Origin of the sequence: Amycolatopsis ruanii (assembly GCF_003385175.1) — a bacterium.
GTDB lineage: Bacteria > Actinomycetota > Actinomycetes > Mycobacteriales > Pseudonocardiaceae > Amycolatopsis_E > Amycolatopsis_E thermalba.
Genome location: NZ_PQHY01000010.1, coordinates 91,652 through 106,627, shown reverse-complemented (window position 1 = coordinate 106,627; position 14,976 = coordinate 91,652). Strand labels below are relative to the sequence as shown.

At 70.9% G+C, this 14,976-nt stretch carries 14 protein-coding genes and 1 pseudogene; 4 read left to right on the top strand and 11 right to left on the bottom strand.

Features of this window, described 5'->3' with window-relative positions:
• Nucleotides 1–14 precede the first annotated feature (14 nt).
• Entirely contained in the window at nucleotides 15–2,567 is a 2,553-nt protein-coding gene (locus tag D0D28_RS08005; RefSeq protein ID WP_094005637.1) for an ATP-dependent Clp protease ATP-binding subunit, read from the bottom strand.
• A 398-nt stretch (nucleotides 2,568–2,965) separates the two neighbouring features.
• Between D0D28_RS08005 and D0D28_RS08000 the strand changes: the two genes are divergently transcribed.
• Complete coding sequence (locus tag D0D28_RS08000) at nucleotides 2,966–3,682, top strand: (2Fe-2S)-binding protein (protein WP_240323129.1); 717 nt, start codon at nucleotides 2,966–2,968, stop codon at nucleotides 3,680–3,682.
• Between the two features lie 26 nt (nucleotides 3,683–3,708).
• Here the strand turns inward: D0D28_RS08000 and D0D28_RS07995 are convergent, their stop codons facing one another.
• The 3 genes from D0D28_RS07995 to lysS form a co-directional block, all read right to left on the bottom strand.
• A complete protein-coding gene (locus D0D28_RS07995) occupies nucleotides 3,709–4,299 on the bottom strand; it encodes a TIGR03086 family metal-binding protein (RefSeq protein ID WP_240323128.1) in 591 nt (196 codons plus the stop codon).
• A 161-nt stretch (nucleotides 4,300–4,460) separates the two neighbouring features.
• Complete coding sequence (locus D0D28_RS07990; protein ID WP_017985420.1) at nucleotides 4,461–4,814, bottom strand: histone-like nucleoid-structuring protein Lsr2; 354 nt, start codon at nucleotides 4,812–4,814, stop codon at nucleotides 4,461–4,463.
• A gap of 143 nt (nucleotides 4,815–4,957) precedes the next feature.
• Nucleotides 4,958–6,469, bottom strand: coding sequence for a lysine--tRNA ligase (gene lysS / locus D0D28_RS07985; RefSeq protein WP_094005634.1), 1,512 nt, complete (start codon nucleotides 6,467–6,469; stop codon nucleotides 4,958–4,960).
• Nucleotides 6,470–6,719: 250 nt separating this feature from the next.
• Here lysS and D0D28_RS37465 point away from each other — a divergent pair.
• Together D0D28_RS37465 and D0D28_RS07980 are read left to right on the top strand one after the other, a co-directional pair.
• Nucleotides 6,720–6,785 (top strand): annotated as a pseudogene (locus tag D0D28_RS37465) (hypothetical protein); the annotation flags it as partial.
• A 71-nt stretch (nucleotides 6,786–6,856) separates the two neighbouring features.
• Nucleotides 6,857–7,159, top strand: a complete 303-nt coding sequence (locus tag D0D28_RS07980; RefSeq protein WP_240323127.1) for a hypothetical protein — start codon at nucleotides 6,857–6,859, stop codon at nucleotides 7,157–7,159.
• On the opposite strand, the gene D0D28_RS07975 is transcribed toward D0D28_RS07980, so the two are convergent.
• The 7 genes from D0D28_RS07975 to D0D28_RS07945 all read right to left on the bottom strand — a co-directional run bounded on the left by D0D28_RS07975 (nucleotide 7,156) and on the right by D0D28_RS07945 (nucleotide 13,984).
• Entirely contained in the window at nucleotides 7,156–7,941 is a 786-nt protein-coding gene (locus D0D28_RS07975; protein ID WP_094005633.1) for a type III pantothenate kinase, read from the bottom strand. The genes D0D28_RS07980 and D0D28_RS07975 overlap by 4 nt on opposite strands.
• A 5-nt stretch (nucleotides 7,942–7,946) precedes the next feature.
• On the bottom strand, nucleotides 7,947–8,444 hold the full coding sequence (gene panD, locus D0D28_RS07970; protein WP_094005632.1) for an aspartate 1-decarboxylase: 498 nt from the start codon (nucleotides 8,442–8,444) through the stop codon (nucleotides 7,947–7,949).
• A gap of 2 nt (nucleotides 8,445–8,446) precedes the next feature.
• Nucleotides 8,447–9,331 (bottom strand): pantoate--beta-alanine ligase, encoded by an 885-nt coding sequence (gene panC / locus D0D28_RS07965; RefSeq protein ID WP_094005631.1) that lies wholly within the window; start codon nucleotides 9,329–9,331, stop codon nucleotides 8,447–8,449.
• Complete coding sequence (locus D0D28_RS07960) at nucleotides 9,328–10,272, bottom strand: Rossmann-like and DUF2520 domain-containing protein (RefSeq protein ID WP_430732355.1); 945 nt, start codon at nucleotides 10,270–10,272, stop codon at nucleotides 9,328–9,330. Before D0D28_RS07960 ends, panC begins: the two co-directional genes overlap by 4 nt.
• A gap of 95 nt (nucleotides 10,273–10,367) precedes the next feature.
• Complete coding sequence (locus tag D0D28_RS07955; protein WP_094005629.1) at nucleotides 10,368–11,474, bottom strand: PrsW family intramembrane metalloprotease; 1,107 nt, start codon at nucleotides 11,472–11,474, stop codon at nucleotides 10,368–10,370.
• Between the two features lie 386 nt (nucleotides 11,475–11,860).
• Nucleotides 11,861–13,453, bottom strand: a complete 1,593-nt coding sequence (locus D0D28_RS07950; RefSeq protein ID WP_116110215.1) for a DUF6779 domain-containing protein — start codon at nucleotides 13,451–13,453, stop codon at nucleotides 11,861–11,863.
• A 69-nt stretch (nucleotides 13,454–13,522) separates the two neighbouring features.
• Entirely contained in the window at nucleotides 13,523–13,984 is a 462-nt protein-coding gene (locus D0D28_RS07945; protein WP_094005627.1) for a DUF3180 domain-containing protein, read from the bottom strand.
• A 61-nt stretch (nucleotides 13,985–14,045) separates the two neighbouring features.
• Here D0D28_RS07945 and D0D28_RS07940 point away from each other — a divergent pair, with 61 nt between their 5' ends.
• Nucleotides 14,046–14,975, top strand: coding sequence for a MerR family transcriptional regulator (locus D0D28_RS07940; RefSeq protein WP_116110214.1), 930 nt, complete (start codon nucleotides 14,046–14,048; stop codon nucleotides 14,973–14,975).
• Nucleotide 14,976 lies beyond the last annotated feature (1 nt).

Below are 14,976 nucleotides of genomic sequence, written 5' to 3'. Positions count from 1 at the left end.
GGCGGCCTAGAAGATCAGCGCTCGCCCTCGGCGTCGTCCTCGTGGGTACCCGCGCCGATGCTCACCGGCGGGGCGTCGGGGACGTCGGACGGCTTCGGCTCGCCGCGGAAGACGAAGCGCGCCTCGTCGTCGCGGTCCTCCGGGTTGCCGCTCCAGCCCTCGACGTCGACGATCACGATCTGACCAGCCTCGACCTCGCCGAACAGGATCTTCTCGGACAGCTGGTCCTCGATCTCCCGCTGGATGGTCCGGCGCAGCGGACGGGCACCGAGCACCGGGTCGAAGCCGCGCTTGGCCAGCAGCGCCTTCGCCTTGTCGGTCAGCTCGAGAGCCATGTCCTTGGCCTTCAGCTGCTTCTCCACCCGCGTCGCCATCAGGTCGACCATCTGGATGATCTGCTCCTGGGTGAGCTGGTGGAACACGATGATGTCGTCGATCCGGTTGAGGAACTCGGGCCGGAAGTGCTTCTTCATCTCCTCGTTGACCTTCTGCTTCATCTTCTCGTAACGCGATCCCTCGTCGTTACCCGAAGAGAAGCCGAGGCTGACGGTCTTAGAGATGTCCGACGTGCCCAGGTTCGAGGTGAAGATCAGCACCGTGTTCTTGAAGTCGACCGTGCGGCCCTGACCGTCGGTGAGCCGGCCGTCCTCCAGCACCTGCAGGAGGGTGTTGTAGATCTCCTGGTGGGCCTTCTCGATCTCGTCGAACAGGACCACGGAGAACGGCTTCCGGCGGACCTTCTCGGTCAGCTGGCCACCCTCCTCGTAGCCGACGTACCCCGGAGGGGCACCGAACAGCCGCGAGGCGGTGTAGCGGTCGTGGAACTCGCCCATGTCGATCTGGATGAGCGCGTCGTCCTCGCCGAACAGGAACTCCGCCAGCGCCTTGGACAGCTCGGTCTTACCGACACCGGACGGGCCGGCGAAGATGAACGAGCCGGACGGGCGCTTCGGGTCCTTCAGGCCGGCCCGGGTGCGGCGGATCGCCTGGGAGACGGCCTTGACGGCGTCCTCCTGGCCGATGATCCGCTTGTGCAGCTCGTCCTCCATGCGGAGCAGACGCGTGGTCTCCTCCTCGGTGAGCTTGAACACCGGGATGCCGGTCCAGTTGGCCAGGACCTCGGCGATCTGCTCGTCGTCGACCTCGGCGACGACGTCCAGGTCACCGTCCTTCCACTGCTTCTCCCGCTCGGACTTCTGCGCGAGCAGGTTCTTCTCCTCGTCACGCAGCCGGGCGGCGCGCTCGAAGTCCTGCGCGTCGATCGCGGACTCCTTGTCGCGGCGCACCTTGGCGATCTTCTCGTCGAACTCGCGCAGGTCCGGCGGAGCCGTCATGCGGCGGATGCGCATGCGGGCACCGGCCTCGTCGATCAGGTCGATCGCCTTGTCCGGCAGGAACCGGTCGTTGATGTACCGGTCGGCCAGGGTGGCCGCGGCGACCAGCGCGGAGTCGGTGATCGACACGCGGTGGTGCGCCTCGTAGCGGTCCCGCAGGCCCTTGAGGATCTCGATGGTGTGCTCGAGCGACGGCTCGCCCACCTGGATCGGCTGGAAGCGGCGCTCCAGCGCGGCGTCCTTCTCGATGTACTTGCGGTACTCCTCGAGCGTGGTCGCGCCGATGGTCTGCAGCTCGCCGCGGGCCAGCATCGGCTTGAGGATCGACGCGGCGTCGATCGCGCCCTCGGCGGCACCCGCGCCGACGAGCGTGTGCAGCTCGTCGATGAACAGGATGATGTCGCCGCGGGTCTTGATTTCCTTGAGCACCTTCTTCAGGCGCTCTTCGAAGTCACCGCGGTACCGGGAGCCGGCGACCAGGGAGCCCAGGTCCAGCGTGTAGAGCTGCTTGTCCTTCAGCGTCTCGGGCACCTCGCCCTTGACGATGTTCTGGGCCAGGCCCTCGACGACGGCGGTCTTGCCGACGCCGGGCTCGCCGATCAGCACCGGGTTGTTCTTGGTGCGGCGGGACAGCACCTGCATGACCCGCTCGATCTCCTTGCCGCGCCCGATGACCGGGTCCAGCTTGCCCTCACGCGCGGACTGGGTGAGGTTGCGGCCGAACTGGTCGAGCACCAGCGAGGAGGACGGGGTGCCCTCGCCGCGGCCGGAACCGGCCTCGGCCGGCTCCTTGCCCTGGTAACCGGACAGCAGCTGCAGCACCTGCTGGCGCACCCGGTTCAGGTCCGCGCCCAGCTTGACGAGGACCTGAGCGGCCACGCCTTCGCCTTCGCGGATCAGGCCGAGCAGGATGTGCTCGGTGCCGATGTAGTTGTGGCCGAGCTGCAGCGCCTCGCGCAGCGACAGCTCGAGCACCTTCTTGGCACGCGGGGTGAACGGGATGTGCCCGCTCGGCGCCTGCTGACCCTGGCCGATGATCTCCTCGACCTGCTGGCGGACGCCTTCCAGCGCGATACCCAACGATTCGAGCGCCTTGGCGGCGACACCCTCACCCTCGTGGATCAGGCCCAGGAGGATGTGCTCGGTGCCGATGTAGTTGTGGTTGAGCATCCGGGCCTCTTCCTGGGCCAGGACGACCACCCGCCTCGCGCGGTCGGTGAACCTCTCGAACATTCCCACTCCCTCGACTGCTGCGCCGGCGGTGAGCATCCATCACTTCGCGATGGATTCAGCACCGTGAGTCCACTGTAGTAGCCATGCGGTCCCACCGGACTACCACTGGGGCGGATTAGGTCACAGCTGATGTAGATGCCGGGAACTCCCGGCGACTGAGTCTGCGCTGGTAGCTGACGTAAGGGTCAACGCGGGACTTCTCCCGGCGATTCCGCAAGCCCCGGTTTGTCCGCTCACCGCGAACACCCCCGTTGCGGGGACGGGACTGGCGCTCGCGCCCGGAATGAGTAAGGTAAGGCGAACCTAACCACCCGGACGGAGCAGGGAGGTCCGCCATCGACACCGCGCTGGGCGCTCTCGACGCGTCCGTCACGAGGGTGGCCGCCCTGCAGGACCGCATGGAAGTGCGCACCGGCCTGCCCGCCACGGGCTCCTGGCAGCGCTGCAGCGACCTGCTGGCCGACCCCGCGCGGTTCGACGTGTGGCGCAAGCTCCTGGGCGAATGGCTGCGGGCGAACTTCGGCGAGGCGCCCGATCGGACGACCGCGGGTTTCGTCATGTCGTGGTACCTGCACGTGCCGGCGTTCACCGGTGCGTTGCTGCTCCATCACGAACGGCGAGTACCCATGCTGCGACCGGGTGAACTCGCCTTCCGCCTGTGCGCCGACCGCCCGCACCCCGAAGGTGTGGCGGTGCTGGGGGACGAGTTCTACTGCCTGCCCGGCGACCCGGCGGCGGGCAGCCCCGAGGCGACGGTGGTCGCGGACGAGAAGGCGCTGGCCGCGGTGCTGCGCGCCCGGTACACGGCGCACGCGGCGCAGTTCGTGCGGGCCTACGCCCCGCTGAGCAGGCTGGGGCGGCGGATGCTGTGGGCCGCGGCGACGGATGCCCTGGACAGCACGCTGTGGTGGGCCGGGCTGTACGCCGGGAACGAGGAGGCGGGCGTCGCGGACGCGCACCTCGTGCTCGACGAGCACTACCCGCCGCTGACGGCGTCGACCCGGCTGAAGCAGACGGCGGACGGGTGGGCCCGGCGGCGGGAGAGCTGCTGTTTTTCGTACCTGCTGCCGGAACAGCCCCTCTGCGAGGGCTGCCCACGCACCTGCCGCCGGTGACTTTCACCACACCCTGATCGCCGCGGCTACCGCTGAGGTTCGCGCCACCCCGGATCGCGGCCCGTCAGGGCCAGCAGCCGGTCCAGCGTCGGCGCGTCCGCGGCGCACGGCACCTCCGGTCCGAAGACCTTCATCTCCCGCGCCTGCTCGGCCGTCGCCTGCGCGGAGGTGAACAGCGCCTCCGCCGTCGCCGGGTCCACGGTCAGCGGGTGGCCCGTTGCGCGGGCGAGGTCCCATCCGTGCACCACCCATTCGGTGAGCACCATTTCGGCGATCATCGGCGCCGGCATCTCCGAACCGCCGAACTTCGTGGTGCCCTCCAGCGCCCCCGGCCGTCCACAGGCATCCACAATTCCATCCACAAGCGTGCACAGCTCGCTCAGCCAGTCACCCTGCGTGAGATCGGTGTCTCGCTCCCCGGCGGCGACCGTGGGCGCCGGTTCGCGCCGCAGCGCCGCCGCCATCCACGGCCCCCAATAGAGCAGGTGGTTGAGCAGGCCCCGCACGTCGTATTCGGCGCACGGCGTCCGGTTGTCCAGTTGTCCGGGTTCGATGGCGCGCAGCAGCGCGGTGAACTCGCGCGCGGCCCGCTCCAGCATCGGTCGAAGGTCTGTCATGCCTCCATTCAGCCGAATGGCGGCGCCGCCGTCTTGAACAAAAGCGACAGCCGCTCGCGAATGACCGGGCGGACAGAACCGTGTTCAACCTGTCGCGCAATGAAAAAAGCCGCCGGGAATCCCCGGCGGCCCTTCCACGCCCCTCTTTACCCGAACTGTGCTCAGTTCTTCTTGTGGTAGGCCTCCACGACCTCGGACGGGATACGCCCGCGGTCGGAAACCTGGTACCCGTTCTTGCGCGCCCAGGCCCGGATGGCCTGGTTCTGCTCGCGGTCGACCGAGGCGGAACGGCCCGCCACCTTGCCCGCCGGCTGGCGACCCGCCGTGCCCCGCTTGCGGCCACCGGCACGCCGCGCGTGCTCGACGTACTGGGCCAGCGCGTCACGGAGTTCCTCGGCGTTTTCCGCCGACAGGTCGATCTGGTACGAGATGCCGTCCAGTCCGAACTCGACGGTCTCGTCCGCCTCCGAGCCGTCGATGTCGTCGATGAGCGACACCAGCACCTTCTGTGCCATGTGTTTCCTCCTGTTTTAGGCCAGCCACGAATGATCGGGCAGGGGCAGGCGCCCTGACCAGAAGCCATTGACTAGGACATTAATACCCGGAATCAGGGCCGCACGCAAATCACGTTACCGATACCGTGACCAGTTCCTGCCTGCTATTCGGGGCGCACCAGGGGGAAGAGGATGGTCTCGCGGATGCCCAGGCCGGTCAGGGCCATCAGCAAGCGATCGATGCCCATTCCCACGCCACCACTCGGTGGCATTCCGTACTCGAGCGCGCGCAGGAAATCCTCATCGAGGCGCATCGCTTCGCTATCGCCTGCCGCGGCCTGCCGGGCCTGATCCAGCAATCTTTCCCGCTCGATCACCGGGTCGACCAGCTCGGAGTATCCGGTGGCCAGCTCGAATCCGCGGACGTAGAGGTCCCACTTCTCGGCCACGCCGGGCTTGGTCCGGTGCTGGCGGGTGAGCGGCGAGGTCTCGATCGGGAAATCCCGCACGAAAGTCGGCTCGTGCAGGTGGTCGCCGACGAGGTGCTCCCACAGTTCCTCGACCAGCTTGCCGTGGCCGAGTTTCGGGTCGACCTCCAGCCCGCGCGCCGAGGCGAACCCCCGCAGCTTCTCGACCGACGTTTCCGGCGTCACTTCTTCGCCCAGCGCGTCCGACAACGAGTCGTACATGCTCAGCGAGGTCCATTCACCGGACAGGTCGTACGGCGTGCCGTCGGCGAGCGTGACCTCCAGGCCACCGAAAACGGCCTGCGCGGCTTCCTGGATCAGCTCGCGCGTCATCGCCGCGTTGGTGTCGTAGGTGGCGTAGGCCTCGTAGTACTCCAGCATGGCGAATTCCGGCGAATGCGAGGAGTCGCTGCCCTCGTTGCGGAAGTTGCGGTTGATCTCGAAGACCTTCTCGATCCCGCCGACCACGCACCGCTTGAGGAACAGCTCCGGGGCGATCCGCAGATACAGATCGATGTCGAACGCGTTCGAATGGGTGACGAACGGCCGGGCCGACGCACCACCGTGGAGCGTCTGCAGCATCGGCGTTTCCACCTCGGTGAAACCGCGGCGGTGGAACGAATCCCGCAGCGAGCGGACCACCGACGCCCGCGTCCGCACCACGTCGCGCGCCTGCGGGCGCAGGATCAGGTCGACGTAACGCTGGCGGACGCGCGTCTCCTCGGCCAGCTCCTTGTGCGCGACCGGCAGCGGGCGCAGCGACTTCGCGGCCATGCGCCATTCGTCGGCCATGATCGACAGCTCGCCGCGCTTGGAGGTGATGACCTCACCGTGGACGTACACGTGGTCACCGAGGTCGACGTCGGACTTCCAGGCGGCCAGCGCCTCTGCACCGACGTTCGCGAGGCTGATCATCGCCTGCAGTTCCGTGCCGTCGCCCTCGCGCAGCGTCGCGAAGCACAGCTTCCCCCCGATGCGCGAGAACATGACGCGACCGGTCACGCCGACGACGTCGCCGGTGGCCGTGTCGGCGGGCAGGTCCGGGTGGGCCGCACGCACCTCGGCGAGCGTGTGGGTGCGCGGCACTTCCACCGGGTACGGCTCCACGCCCTCCGCGAGCAGCCGGTCGCGCTTGGCCCGACGGACCCGCATTTGCTCGGGCAGGTCGTCAGCGGGCACCGGGCGCTCCGGGGAGGGGGAATCCGTCATGCGGACAGGGTATTCAAGGCCGTTCCGACTAGGCCAACCGGATTACCTGTATCGACCTGCGGATGTTCACCGATGGCATCGCGCGAGTGAGCGAAGCCACCTCATCGGCGGAGCGTGAGCTCTGGAACAGCTTCGCGGAGCCGGTCTGCAGATCGATCACCTCGGCAGCTTGAAAGCGGCGCATCCGGTGCGCAGCGCGTCGAGCAGGTAAGCCGGGCAGTGTTCGGCATACGCGCCCGCACACCCTCCGATGAGCGGAGTGCCGGTGCCGGCCGGCCAGGCGTTCCACTGGTTCGACGTCGACGCCGCGCTCACCGAGATCGCCCGCGTGCTGCGCCCGGGCGGCGTGGTGGCCGGGCTGTGGAACGGCAACGACGATTCCGTGCCGTGGGTCGCCGAAATGGCGCGCGTCGCCGGTTTCGTCCGGCGCCCGGTGGGTGGCCGATCTGGGGCGACCACCCGGCGTTCGGTCCGTTCGAGGAGACGACTTTCCGGCACGCGCACCGCCGCACGCCCGAAAGCCTGGTCGAAACGATCTCCACGCATTCCCGCCTCATCGTCGCCGAGGCCGGCGAGCGCGCGCGGACGCGGGAGCAGCTGCTGGAATTCCTCCGCACCCACCCGGACACCGCCGGGGGCGAATTCGACCTGCCGCTGGTGACGACCGTGCTGCGCGCGGTCCGCCGCTAACGCGCCTGGCGTTCGAAGGCCAGGCGCAGGCCCAGCAGCGTCAGGTCGGGCACGTGCTCGGTGATCGTCTCCGACTCGCCGATCACCAGCGGCGCCAGGCCGCCGGTGGCGAGCACCGTGACCGGCTCGTGCGTGCGCGCGGTCAGCTCCCGCACGATCCGCCGCACCAGGCCGTCGACCTGACCGGCGAACCCGAACACGATGCCGGACTGCAGGCACTCCACGGTATTCTTGCCGATCACCGACCGCGGCCGGACCAGCTCGACCTTGCGCAGCGCCGCCGCGCGCGAGGCCAGCGCGTCGACCGAGATCTCGATGCCCGGCGCGAACGCGCCGCCGAGGAACTCGCCCTTCGCGGAGATGACGTCGACGTTGGTCGAGGTGCCGAAGTCCACGACCACGCACGCCGTGCGGTACAGGTGGTGCGCGGCCAGCGTGTTCACCAGCCGGTCCGCGCCCACCTCGCGCGGGTTGTCGACCAGCAGCGGGACGCCGGTGCGCACGCCGGGCTCGACGACGACCTTCGGCACCCGCGCGTAGTAGCGCGCGAGCATGACCCGCATCTCACGCAGCACCGCGGGCACGGTCGACAGCGCGCTGATCCCGGTGATCGCGTCGGCGTGCTCGCCGAGCAGGCCGCGCATGGTCAGCGCCAGCTCGTCGGCGGTCATCTGCGCGTCGGTCCGCATCCGCCAGTCGCCGACGAGCTTGGCCGCGTCCCCCCGGCCCTCGTACAGGCCGAGCACGATGTTCGTGTTGCCGACGTCGATCGTCAGGAGCACCTGCGTCAGCTCTCGGCGTGCAGCAGTGCGTCCAGGCGCGCCGCGTCGACGGTCTCGGCGACCGGGAACGGGTTCTCCCGGTCCGGCGACGCGATCGGGATGCTGCCGCTCACCAGACCCGACCCGGCCGGCGCGTGGCCGGGGTCGCTGCCGGCGTGCTTGATCCGGTTCTCGTCGTCGACGAACACGATCCGCGGCTGGTAGGTGGCCGCTTCGGCGTTGTCCATCTGCCCGTAGGAGATCAGGATGACCAGGTCGCCCGGGTGCACCAGGTGCGCGGCCGCGCCGTTGATCCCGATCACGCCGCTGTCCCGCTCGCCGGGGATGACGTAGGTCTCCAGCCGCGCGCCGTTCGTGACGTCCACAATGGACACCTGCTCGCCGGGCAGCAGGTCGGCCGCCTCCATCAGCGTCTCGTCGATCGTGACCGACCCGACGTAGTGCAGGTTGGCCTGGGTGACCGTCGCGCGATGGATCTTCGACTTCAGCATCGTGCGGTACATGGTTATCTCTCTTCCTCCGACGCGCCCAGCACCACCGGGACGTTGTCGATCAGCCGGGTCCGCCCCACGCGGGCGGCGATCAGCAACCGTGCTTCCCCATCGACGGGTGCGGGACCGAGATCGGTTCCCCGCAATTCGAGGTAATCGACGTCGACCTCGGGACGAGCGGCCAGCGTCTCGCGCGCCGCCGCGAGGACCGCCTCCGCGCCGTTCGGACCGGCGTGCCCGCCCGCCGCCAGCGCCGCGGACAGCACCACCGCCGATTCCCGCTGTTCCGGCGTGAGGTAGACGTTGCGCGAGGACAGCGCCAGTCCGTCGGCCTCCCGGACCGTCGGCACCCCGATCACGCGGACGTCCAGGTTCAGGTCGCGCACCATCCGCTTGATCAGGACCAGCTGCTGGTAGTCCTTCTCCCCGAAGAACGCGTAGTCGGGCGTGACGATGTGGAACAGCTTCGCCACCACCGTCAGCACGCCGGCGAAGTGGCCGGGGCGGTGCGCGCCCTCCAGCTCGTCGCCGAGCGGGCCGGGGTGCAGGGTCACCGCGTGGCCCTCGGCGTAGAGGTCGCCGACCTTGGGCACGAACGCGATCTCGACGCCGTCCTCGGCGAGGATCTCCAGGTCCCGCTCCAGCGGCCGCGGGTAGGCGTCGAAGTCCTCGCCCTCACCGAACTGCAGCGGGTTCACGAAGATCGAGACGGCGACGACGGTGTTCGGCAGCCGCTTGGCGCGGCGGATCAGCTCGCGGTGGCCGGCGTGCAGCGCGCCCATGGTCGGCACCAGCGCGACCTTGCGGCCCACCGAGCGCAGCGCCGCGGTGACCCGGTGGACGTCGCCGGGCGTCTGGTAGGTGTTCAGCTGCCCGCGGCTGAATTTCGGTGTGGTCACGGGTGTTCCGGCCTTTCGAGGAGTTCGGTGATCTCGGCGGCGGCACCGGCGTCGAGCAGGCCGGCCGCTTCGGCTCGCTGCGCGGTGCGCCGGGCGAGCGAGGTGTAGGCGGGCACGATCGCGGGCTCGGTGGCTTCGAGCACGCCGAGGTGCTTGCGCAGCGTACCGGTGTCGCCGCGGGCGACCGGACCGGTCAGCGCCCGGTCACCGTGCCGCAGCGCGTTGTCCAGCGCCGCCGACAACAGCGGGCCCAGCATGCGCTCGGCGTTGCCGATTCCCGCGCCGCGCAACAGGTCCGCGCAGTCCTCGACGAGCGTGATCAGGTGGTTGGCGCCGTGCGCGAGCGCCGCGTGGTACAGCGCACGGGCGGCTTCCGGCACGCGCACCGGTTCCGCGCCCATCTCGACGGTCAGCGCCTCCCCGACGCTCCACGCGGCCTCGTCGCCGGCCGCGGCGGTGACGCCGACGCTGCACGCGGTCAGCCGGTCCAGGTCCTCGGAGCGGCCGGTGAAGGTCATGACCGGGTGCAGGGCCAGCGGCAGCGCACCGGCTTCGGCGGCCGGGGCCAGCACGTCGAGGCCGTGCGCGCCGGAGGTGTGGATGACGATCTGGCCGGGACGCCAGGACCCGGTGGCGGCCAGGCCGCGGACAAGGCCGCCGAGTTCGTCGTCGGGCACGGCCAGCAGCACGAGGTCGGCGGCCGCGGCGACCTCGTCCGGCGGTTTCAGCGGGACACCGGGCAGCATGCGCTCGGCGCGGGCCTGGGAGGCGGCGGAAATACCGGACGCGGCGACCACGGCGTGCCCGGACCGGGCCAGCGCGGCGCCGTCGACGCTGCCCACGCGGCCGGCGGAGATCACCCCGACGCCGAGCCTGGCGGGACGACTCACGGCGTGCCCCTGTGGACGCTCATGGCAGCAGAACTCCTCGGCTCGTTCCAGTCCCGCTCCTGGCGCGGGTACCGGACGACGGGGCGAGGGTAGCTCGCGGAAACGCCCCGGGTCGGCGGCAGGTGACCAGCTTCACCCGACCCGGTTTACCCGGTATGACTGCCTTCACCCGCCAGCCGGACCGCGTCGGCGCGGGACGAGCACAGCGCGGCGAGCAGTTCCCGCTTGCGCTTCTCGTGGTCCGGGGTCGCCCGGCGGCGGCGCAGGAACGCGAGTTCGGTCACGCTGGCCTGGTAGCGGGCGACGGCCTTCGCCGCGTCCCGCCCGGACTGCCGGCGGGCCTGGCGGCGCCACTCGCGGCGGCCGGCGAGCGTGGACAGCAGCTCGACCTCCGACGGCGCGATCAGCCGCGCCTGGACCATGGCGGGCAGGGCGGCGGTGACGATGCGTTGCTCGCGGCGGCGCTGCAGGAGGACGAGCATCACGACCGCGACGAACATCGGCACCATGATCAGGAAGTAGACGTTGAGGAACGTCTGGGCGCCGCCGAGGACGGCCGCGCCGTTCCACAGGGCGTGCAGCAGGACGGCGGCGAGGTAGGCGCCGAGCGGGGCGAGGACCTTGACGGTGCGGTTGTCGGCGCGGGCAGCGTAACCGAGGCCGATGCCGGTGATGGCGGCGAACAGCGGGTGCGTGAACGGTGACATCACGCCGCGCAGCACGAACGCGGCGATCACGCCGGTGCTGGTGGCGTCGCCGAAGCCGTAGTCGGCGAAGGCGCGGCCGAAGTAGTAGATGTTCTCGGTGAACGCGAAGCCTGCGGCGGTGAAGCCCGCGTAGACGACACCGTCGATGATCCCGTCGAACTCGTCGGCGCGGCGGAGGAGGATCGCGAGCACGAACGAGGCCTTCGCGGCCTCCTCGACGAGCGGGGCGGACAGGAGCGCGGACAGCTTGCTGCCGCTGCCCTCGCCGAGGAGCAGGTCGCCCACGGTTTCGGCGGTGTTGTTGATCAGCAGGGCGGTGATCGCGGCGACGCAGGCACCCCAGCAGAAGGCGACGAGGAGGAGCTTCGCGGGCTCCGGCTCCCAGCGGTCGGCCCACAGGATGGTCGCCACGACGACCGCGACGGGAACGAGCGCCGCGGCGACGCCGATGGCCACCGCGACGGGCCCGATCTGCACGGTGACCAGGCCGAGGACGGTCAGCCCGCACACGGCCAGGACGACGAGGCCGAGCACGGGCAGGAGCACGGTGAGCCTGCGAGGGGGTGCCGTCACAGCCCGGCACTTTACGGTGACGGGTTCAGCGGGCGGGCCCCACCTCGCCCCCGCTCCGGTGGGCTGTTGGCCGGCACGGTGGCCGAGGCATCAACCCACTGCCCTGCGGCCGGTGCTGGTCCCCCGGGAGCCACGACCGCGACAACGGTGTGGCGGCCTCGCGCGCCGGAATCTCCCTGCCCTGGTGACTACCGCGTCAGTCCTCGGCGCGGCGGGCATCCCCGTTGCCCGCCAGCAGTTCGCTCACCGAACGACCCGCCTGCCCCGGTGACTACCGCGTCAGTCCTCGGCGCGGCGGGGCATCCCCGTTACCCGCCAGCAGCTCGCTCACCGAACGACCCGCCCCGCTGGCTCCCGCGTCAGTCCTCGGCGCGGCGGCGTCGTCGTGGGGTCGCCGATTTGCCGTTGGCTGCCAGCAGTTCGCTCACGGAGCGGCCCGCCGAGTGGGATCCGGTGTCCTCCTCCACGGCGGCGCGGCGGCCGCGAGGGGCCTCCGGCTCGGGCTTCGCGCGGCGGCCGGTGCTCGCGCTGGTCCGTGGCTCGTCATCGGGGCGGTGGCGGCGGCCGGTGGCCTCGGCGGCGCCGGTCGCCTCGGCCGAGCGGCGCCCGGAGATCGCGGCGGCGGACCGGTACCCACTCGAATCAGCCGACCGACGGCCGGTGACCGCGGCACCCGCGGCCGAGCGCCCACCCGTCGGCTCGTCGTCCCCAGTCACCGCGGCACCCGCCGAGCGGCGGCCCCCGGGTGTCTCGGCTGCCGACAGCCTCGGTAGCGCTTCATCGGCATCCGGCGCACGCCGGCCCGGCGCCTCCTCGGCTTCCGGCATCGGCGCGCCCGCCTCGTCCGCCGCGCGGCGACGACGGCCGGCAGGCGCTTCGTCCTCCTCCGCGCGGCGGCGACGGCCCCCCGGCCTGCCCTGCTGCGCCAGCCGCCGGACCTCGACCGGCAACGTCTCGTTGACCACCGGATGGTCCTCCGGCACCGCGGCCACCGGCTCCGCACGCGGCGGCTCGGGCTGCACCGGTCGCGTCACGCGCGTCGGGAACGCGGCGGACAGGTCCGTCGCGGAGCGTTCGGCGCGCGGCGTCCGGTCCGCGTCGACGGCCTTCGCCACCTGCGTCGGTTGCTCGGCCCGCGGCGGCTCACGCTTGACGGGCGCCGTCGCGTTGGCCGGGCGCACCCGCTCGGGACGGCTGGGCGCGGGACGGCTCGGTTCGACCGGGCGGGCCTGCGGCTTCTTCGCCGCCGGCTGGACCCGCGTGCGCTCCGGGTCCACCGGCTCGGCGCCCGCGACCCGGCGGACGGGCAGGTCCATCGACACCTCGGGCCGCCGCGGCTCCGGCGCGCTCGGGCGGCCACCGGAACGCACCGGCTCCTTCTCCCGCACCCGCTCGATGAACTCGGTCGGCCGGTCGGTGATCTCCCGCTTCTTCGCGGCGGTGAGCTGCGGGGGCTGGCTCGTGCCGGACTCGACGACCCGCTGCTCCTCGCGCAGCGCCCGCATCCGGGTCGCCTGCGCGGTCAGCGCGACGCGCTCCAGCAGCACCTCGCCACCGAAGAGGCTCTGCAGGTTGTCCCGCAGCGACGCGATTTCCGAGCGCAGCGCGTCCAGTTCGCTGCGGGACTCGGACTCGATCCGTTGCCGCGTCTCGGCTTCGACCTCCAGCTCGAACTCGCGCCGCGCGGCGATCTCCCGTTCGAGCTCCAGCTCGTAGACCTCCTGCGCCTGCGCGACGGCCTCCTCTGTGGTCGTCGCCTGGCGGCGGTAGCGCACGGCGAGGAAGGCGCCGATCAGCGCCGCCCACAACGCGGCGACGATGCCCAGCCGCACGTAGCGGATGTCGTCGGCCAGTACCAGCGGAATCGTGGCGCCGACCGCGAGGACGAGGCCGATGAGAAACCACGGCCTGTCCACGACGCGGCCGCGCGTCTCGTCACCCTCGCCAGTCATGACCAACACCGTACCCGCTAGTTATGCGTCTGAGACCTAGTTGGTACTTCGAGCGGTCGGTTCCCCGCGTTAACCGGTCGGGTGATGATCGGGATCACTTTCGTCGTCCTCGGGGGTGCGGCAGCAGTGCTCCAGCCACAGCGCCGCGGCGATCAACATCGCCGCGCACACCGCCCCGATCGCGACGCTGCGGAGGTCGCTCGACGCCGCGGCCAGCTCCGACGCCCGCGGGATCAGCGCGCCGGCGATCCCGGCCCACGCGCCGAGCATGATCGCGCCGAGGAGCGAGGAGGCCTTCGCGAGCGCGACCGTGCGCGCCGCCGAGACCGCGTTGACGAGCCGGCCGGACCGGACCCGGGACCGCATCGTGAACGCCAGTGCGACTTCGATCACCGCGAGCAGGAACAGCGTGATGCCGACCGGGCGCGGCACGCGGGGCAGGTCCCCGTAGGCGAACCGGAACAGCAGGTACGCCACGACGAGCCCGATCAGCCCGGCGATCACCAGTTCACGGGGCCGGGTGAAGTGCATACCGCCACGGTACCCAGGTGATCGTGGCACAGTTGACTCTCCACTGGCCGGAGGGTTGAGCATGGGACGCGCGGACGGGACGTTCACCATCGGCGAGCTGAGCCGGCGGACCGGGTTGCCGGTCAAGACCATCCGGTTCTACGCCGACGAGGGGCTGCTCCCGCCCGCCGACCGCACGAGTTCCGGCTACCGGCTCTACGACGTCACGGCCATGGCCCGGCTCGAACTGATCAAGACGTTGCGCGAGCTCGGTCTGGGGCTGGTCGACGTGTCGGCGGTGCTGGCGCGGGAGACGAGCGTCCCCCGGCTGGCCCGGCGGCACATCGACGCGCTCGACGAGCAGATCCGCAGGCTGCGGCTGCGGCGCGCGGTCCTGCGTGCGGTCGTGAAACGCGAATCCGAGCTGGCGGAAGTGAAGCTGATGACCAGGCTGGCGACGATGTCCGACGAGGAGCGGGCCCGTCTGCTCGACGAGTTCTGGCAGGAGGTGACCGAGGGCCTGCCCGTCGACGCCGAGTTCTACGAGCGGATGCGGGCGGCGAAGCCCGAACTGCCCGACGATCCGTCGCCCGAGCAGCTGGAGGCGTGGATCGAGTTCGCCGAGCTGATCCAGGATCCGCGGTTCCGCGCGGTGACCCGGCGGATGAGCGAACGGCACGCCGACGACCTCCGGGCCGGCGAGGCGACCGTACCGGCGCAGGCGGAGTGGATCGAGTGGAGCGAGCGGGCACACCAGGCGCTAAAGGCCGGGCTGTCGCCGGACTCGGCGGAGGGCCGCGCGCTGGCCGACGACATCGCCCGGGTGTGGGCGCCGGAGGGGCAGGATCCGGATGATCCCGCGTTCCGGAATTCGGTGGCGGACCGGATCGCCGTCGGGACCGATCACCGGGCCGAGCGGTACTGGCAGTTGATGGCGATCATGAACGGCTGGCCGGAGGTGCCGACGCGGGTCCCCGCCGTGGAGTGGCTGACGGCGGCGCTCCGCGCCTGAC

Excerpts from the sequence above, each read along its gene's own strand:
- D0D28_RS08005 (WP_094005637.1), bottom strand. The coding sequence starts at position 2,567 with ATGTTCGAGAGGTTCACCGACCGCGCGAGGCGGGTGGTCGTCCTGGCC.
- D0D28_RS08000 (WP_240323129.1), top strand. The coding sequence starts at position 2,966 with ATGGAAGTGCGCACCGGCCTGCCCGCCACGGGCTCCTGGCAGCGCTGC.
- D0D28_RS07995 (WP_240323128.1), bottom strand. The coding sequence starts at position 4,299 with ATGACAGACCTTCGACCGATGCTGGAGCGGGCCGCGCGCGAGTTCACC.
- D0D28_RS07990 (WP_017985420.1), bottom strand. The coding sequence starts at position 4,814 with ATGGCACAGAAGGTGCTGGTGTCGCTCATCGACGACATCGACGGCTCG.
- lysS (WP_094005634.1), bottom strand. The coding sequence starts at position 6,469 with ATGACGGATTCCCCCTCCCCGGAGCGCCCGGTGCCCGCTGACGACCTG.
- panD (WP_094005632.1), bottom strand. The coding sequence starts at position 8,444 with ATGTACCGCACGATGCTGAAGTCGAAGATCCATCGCGCGACGGTCACC.
- D0D28_RS07950 (WP_116110215.1), bottom strand. The coding sequence starts at position 13,453 with ATGACTGGCGAGGGTGACGAGACGCGCGGCCGCGTCGTGGACAGGCCG.
- D0D28_RS07945 (WP_094005627.1), bottom strand. The coding sequence starts at position 13,984 with ATGCACTTCACCCGGCCCCGTGAACTGGTGATCGCCGGGCTGATCGGG.
- D0D28_RS07940 (WP_116110214.1), top strand. The coding sequence starts at position 14,046 with ATGGGACGCGCGGACGGGACGTTCACCATCGGCGAGCTGAGCCGGCGG.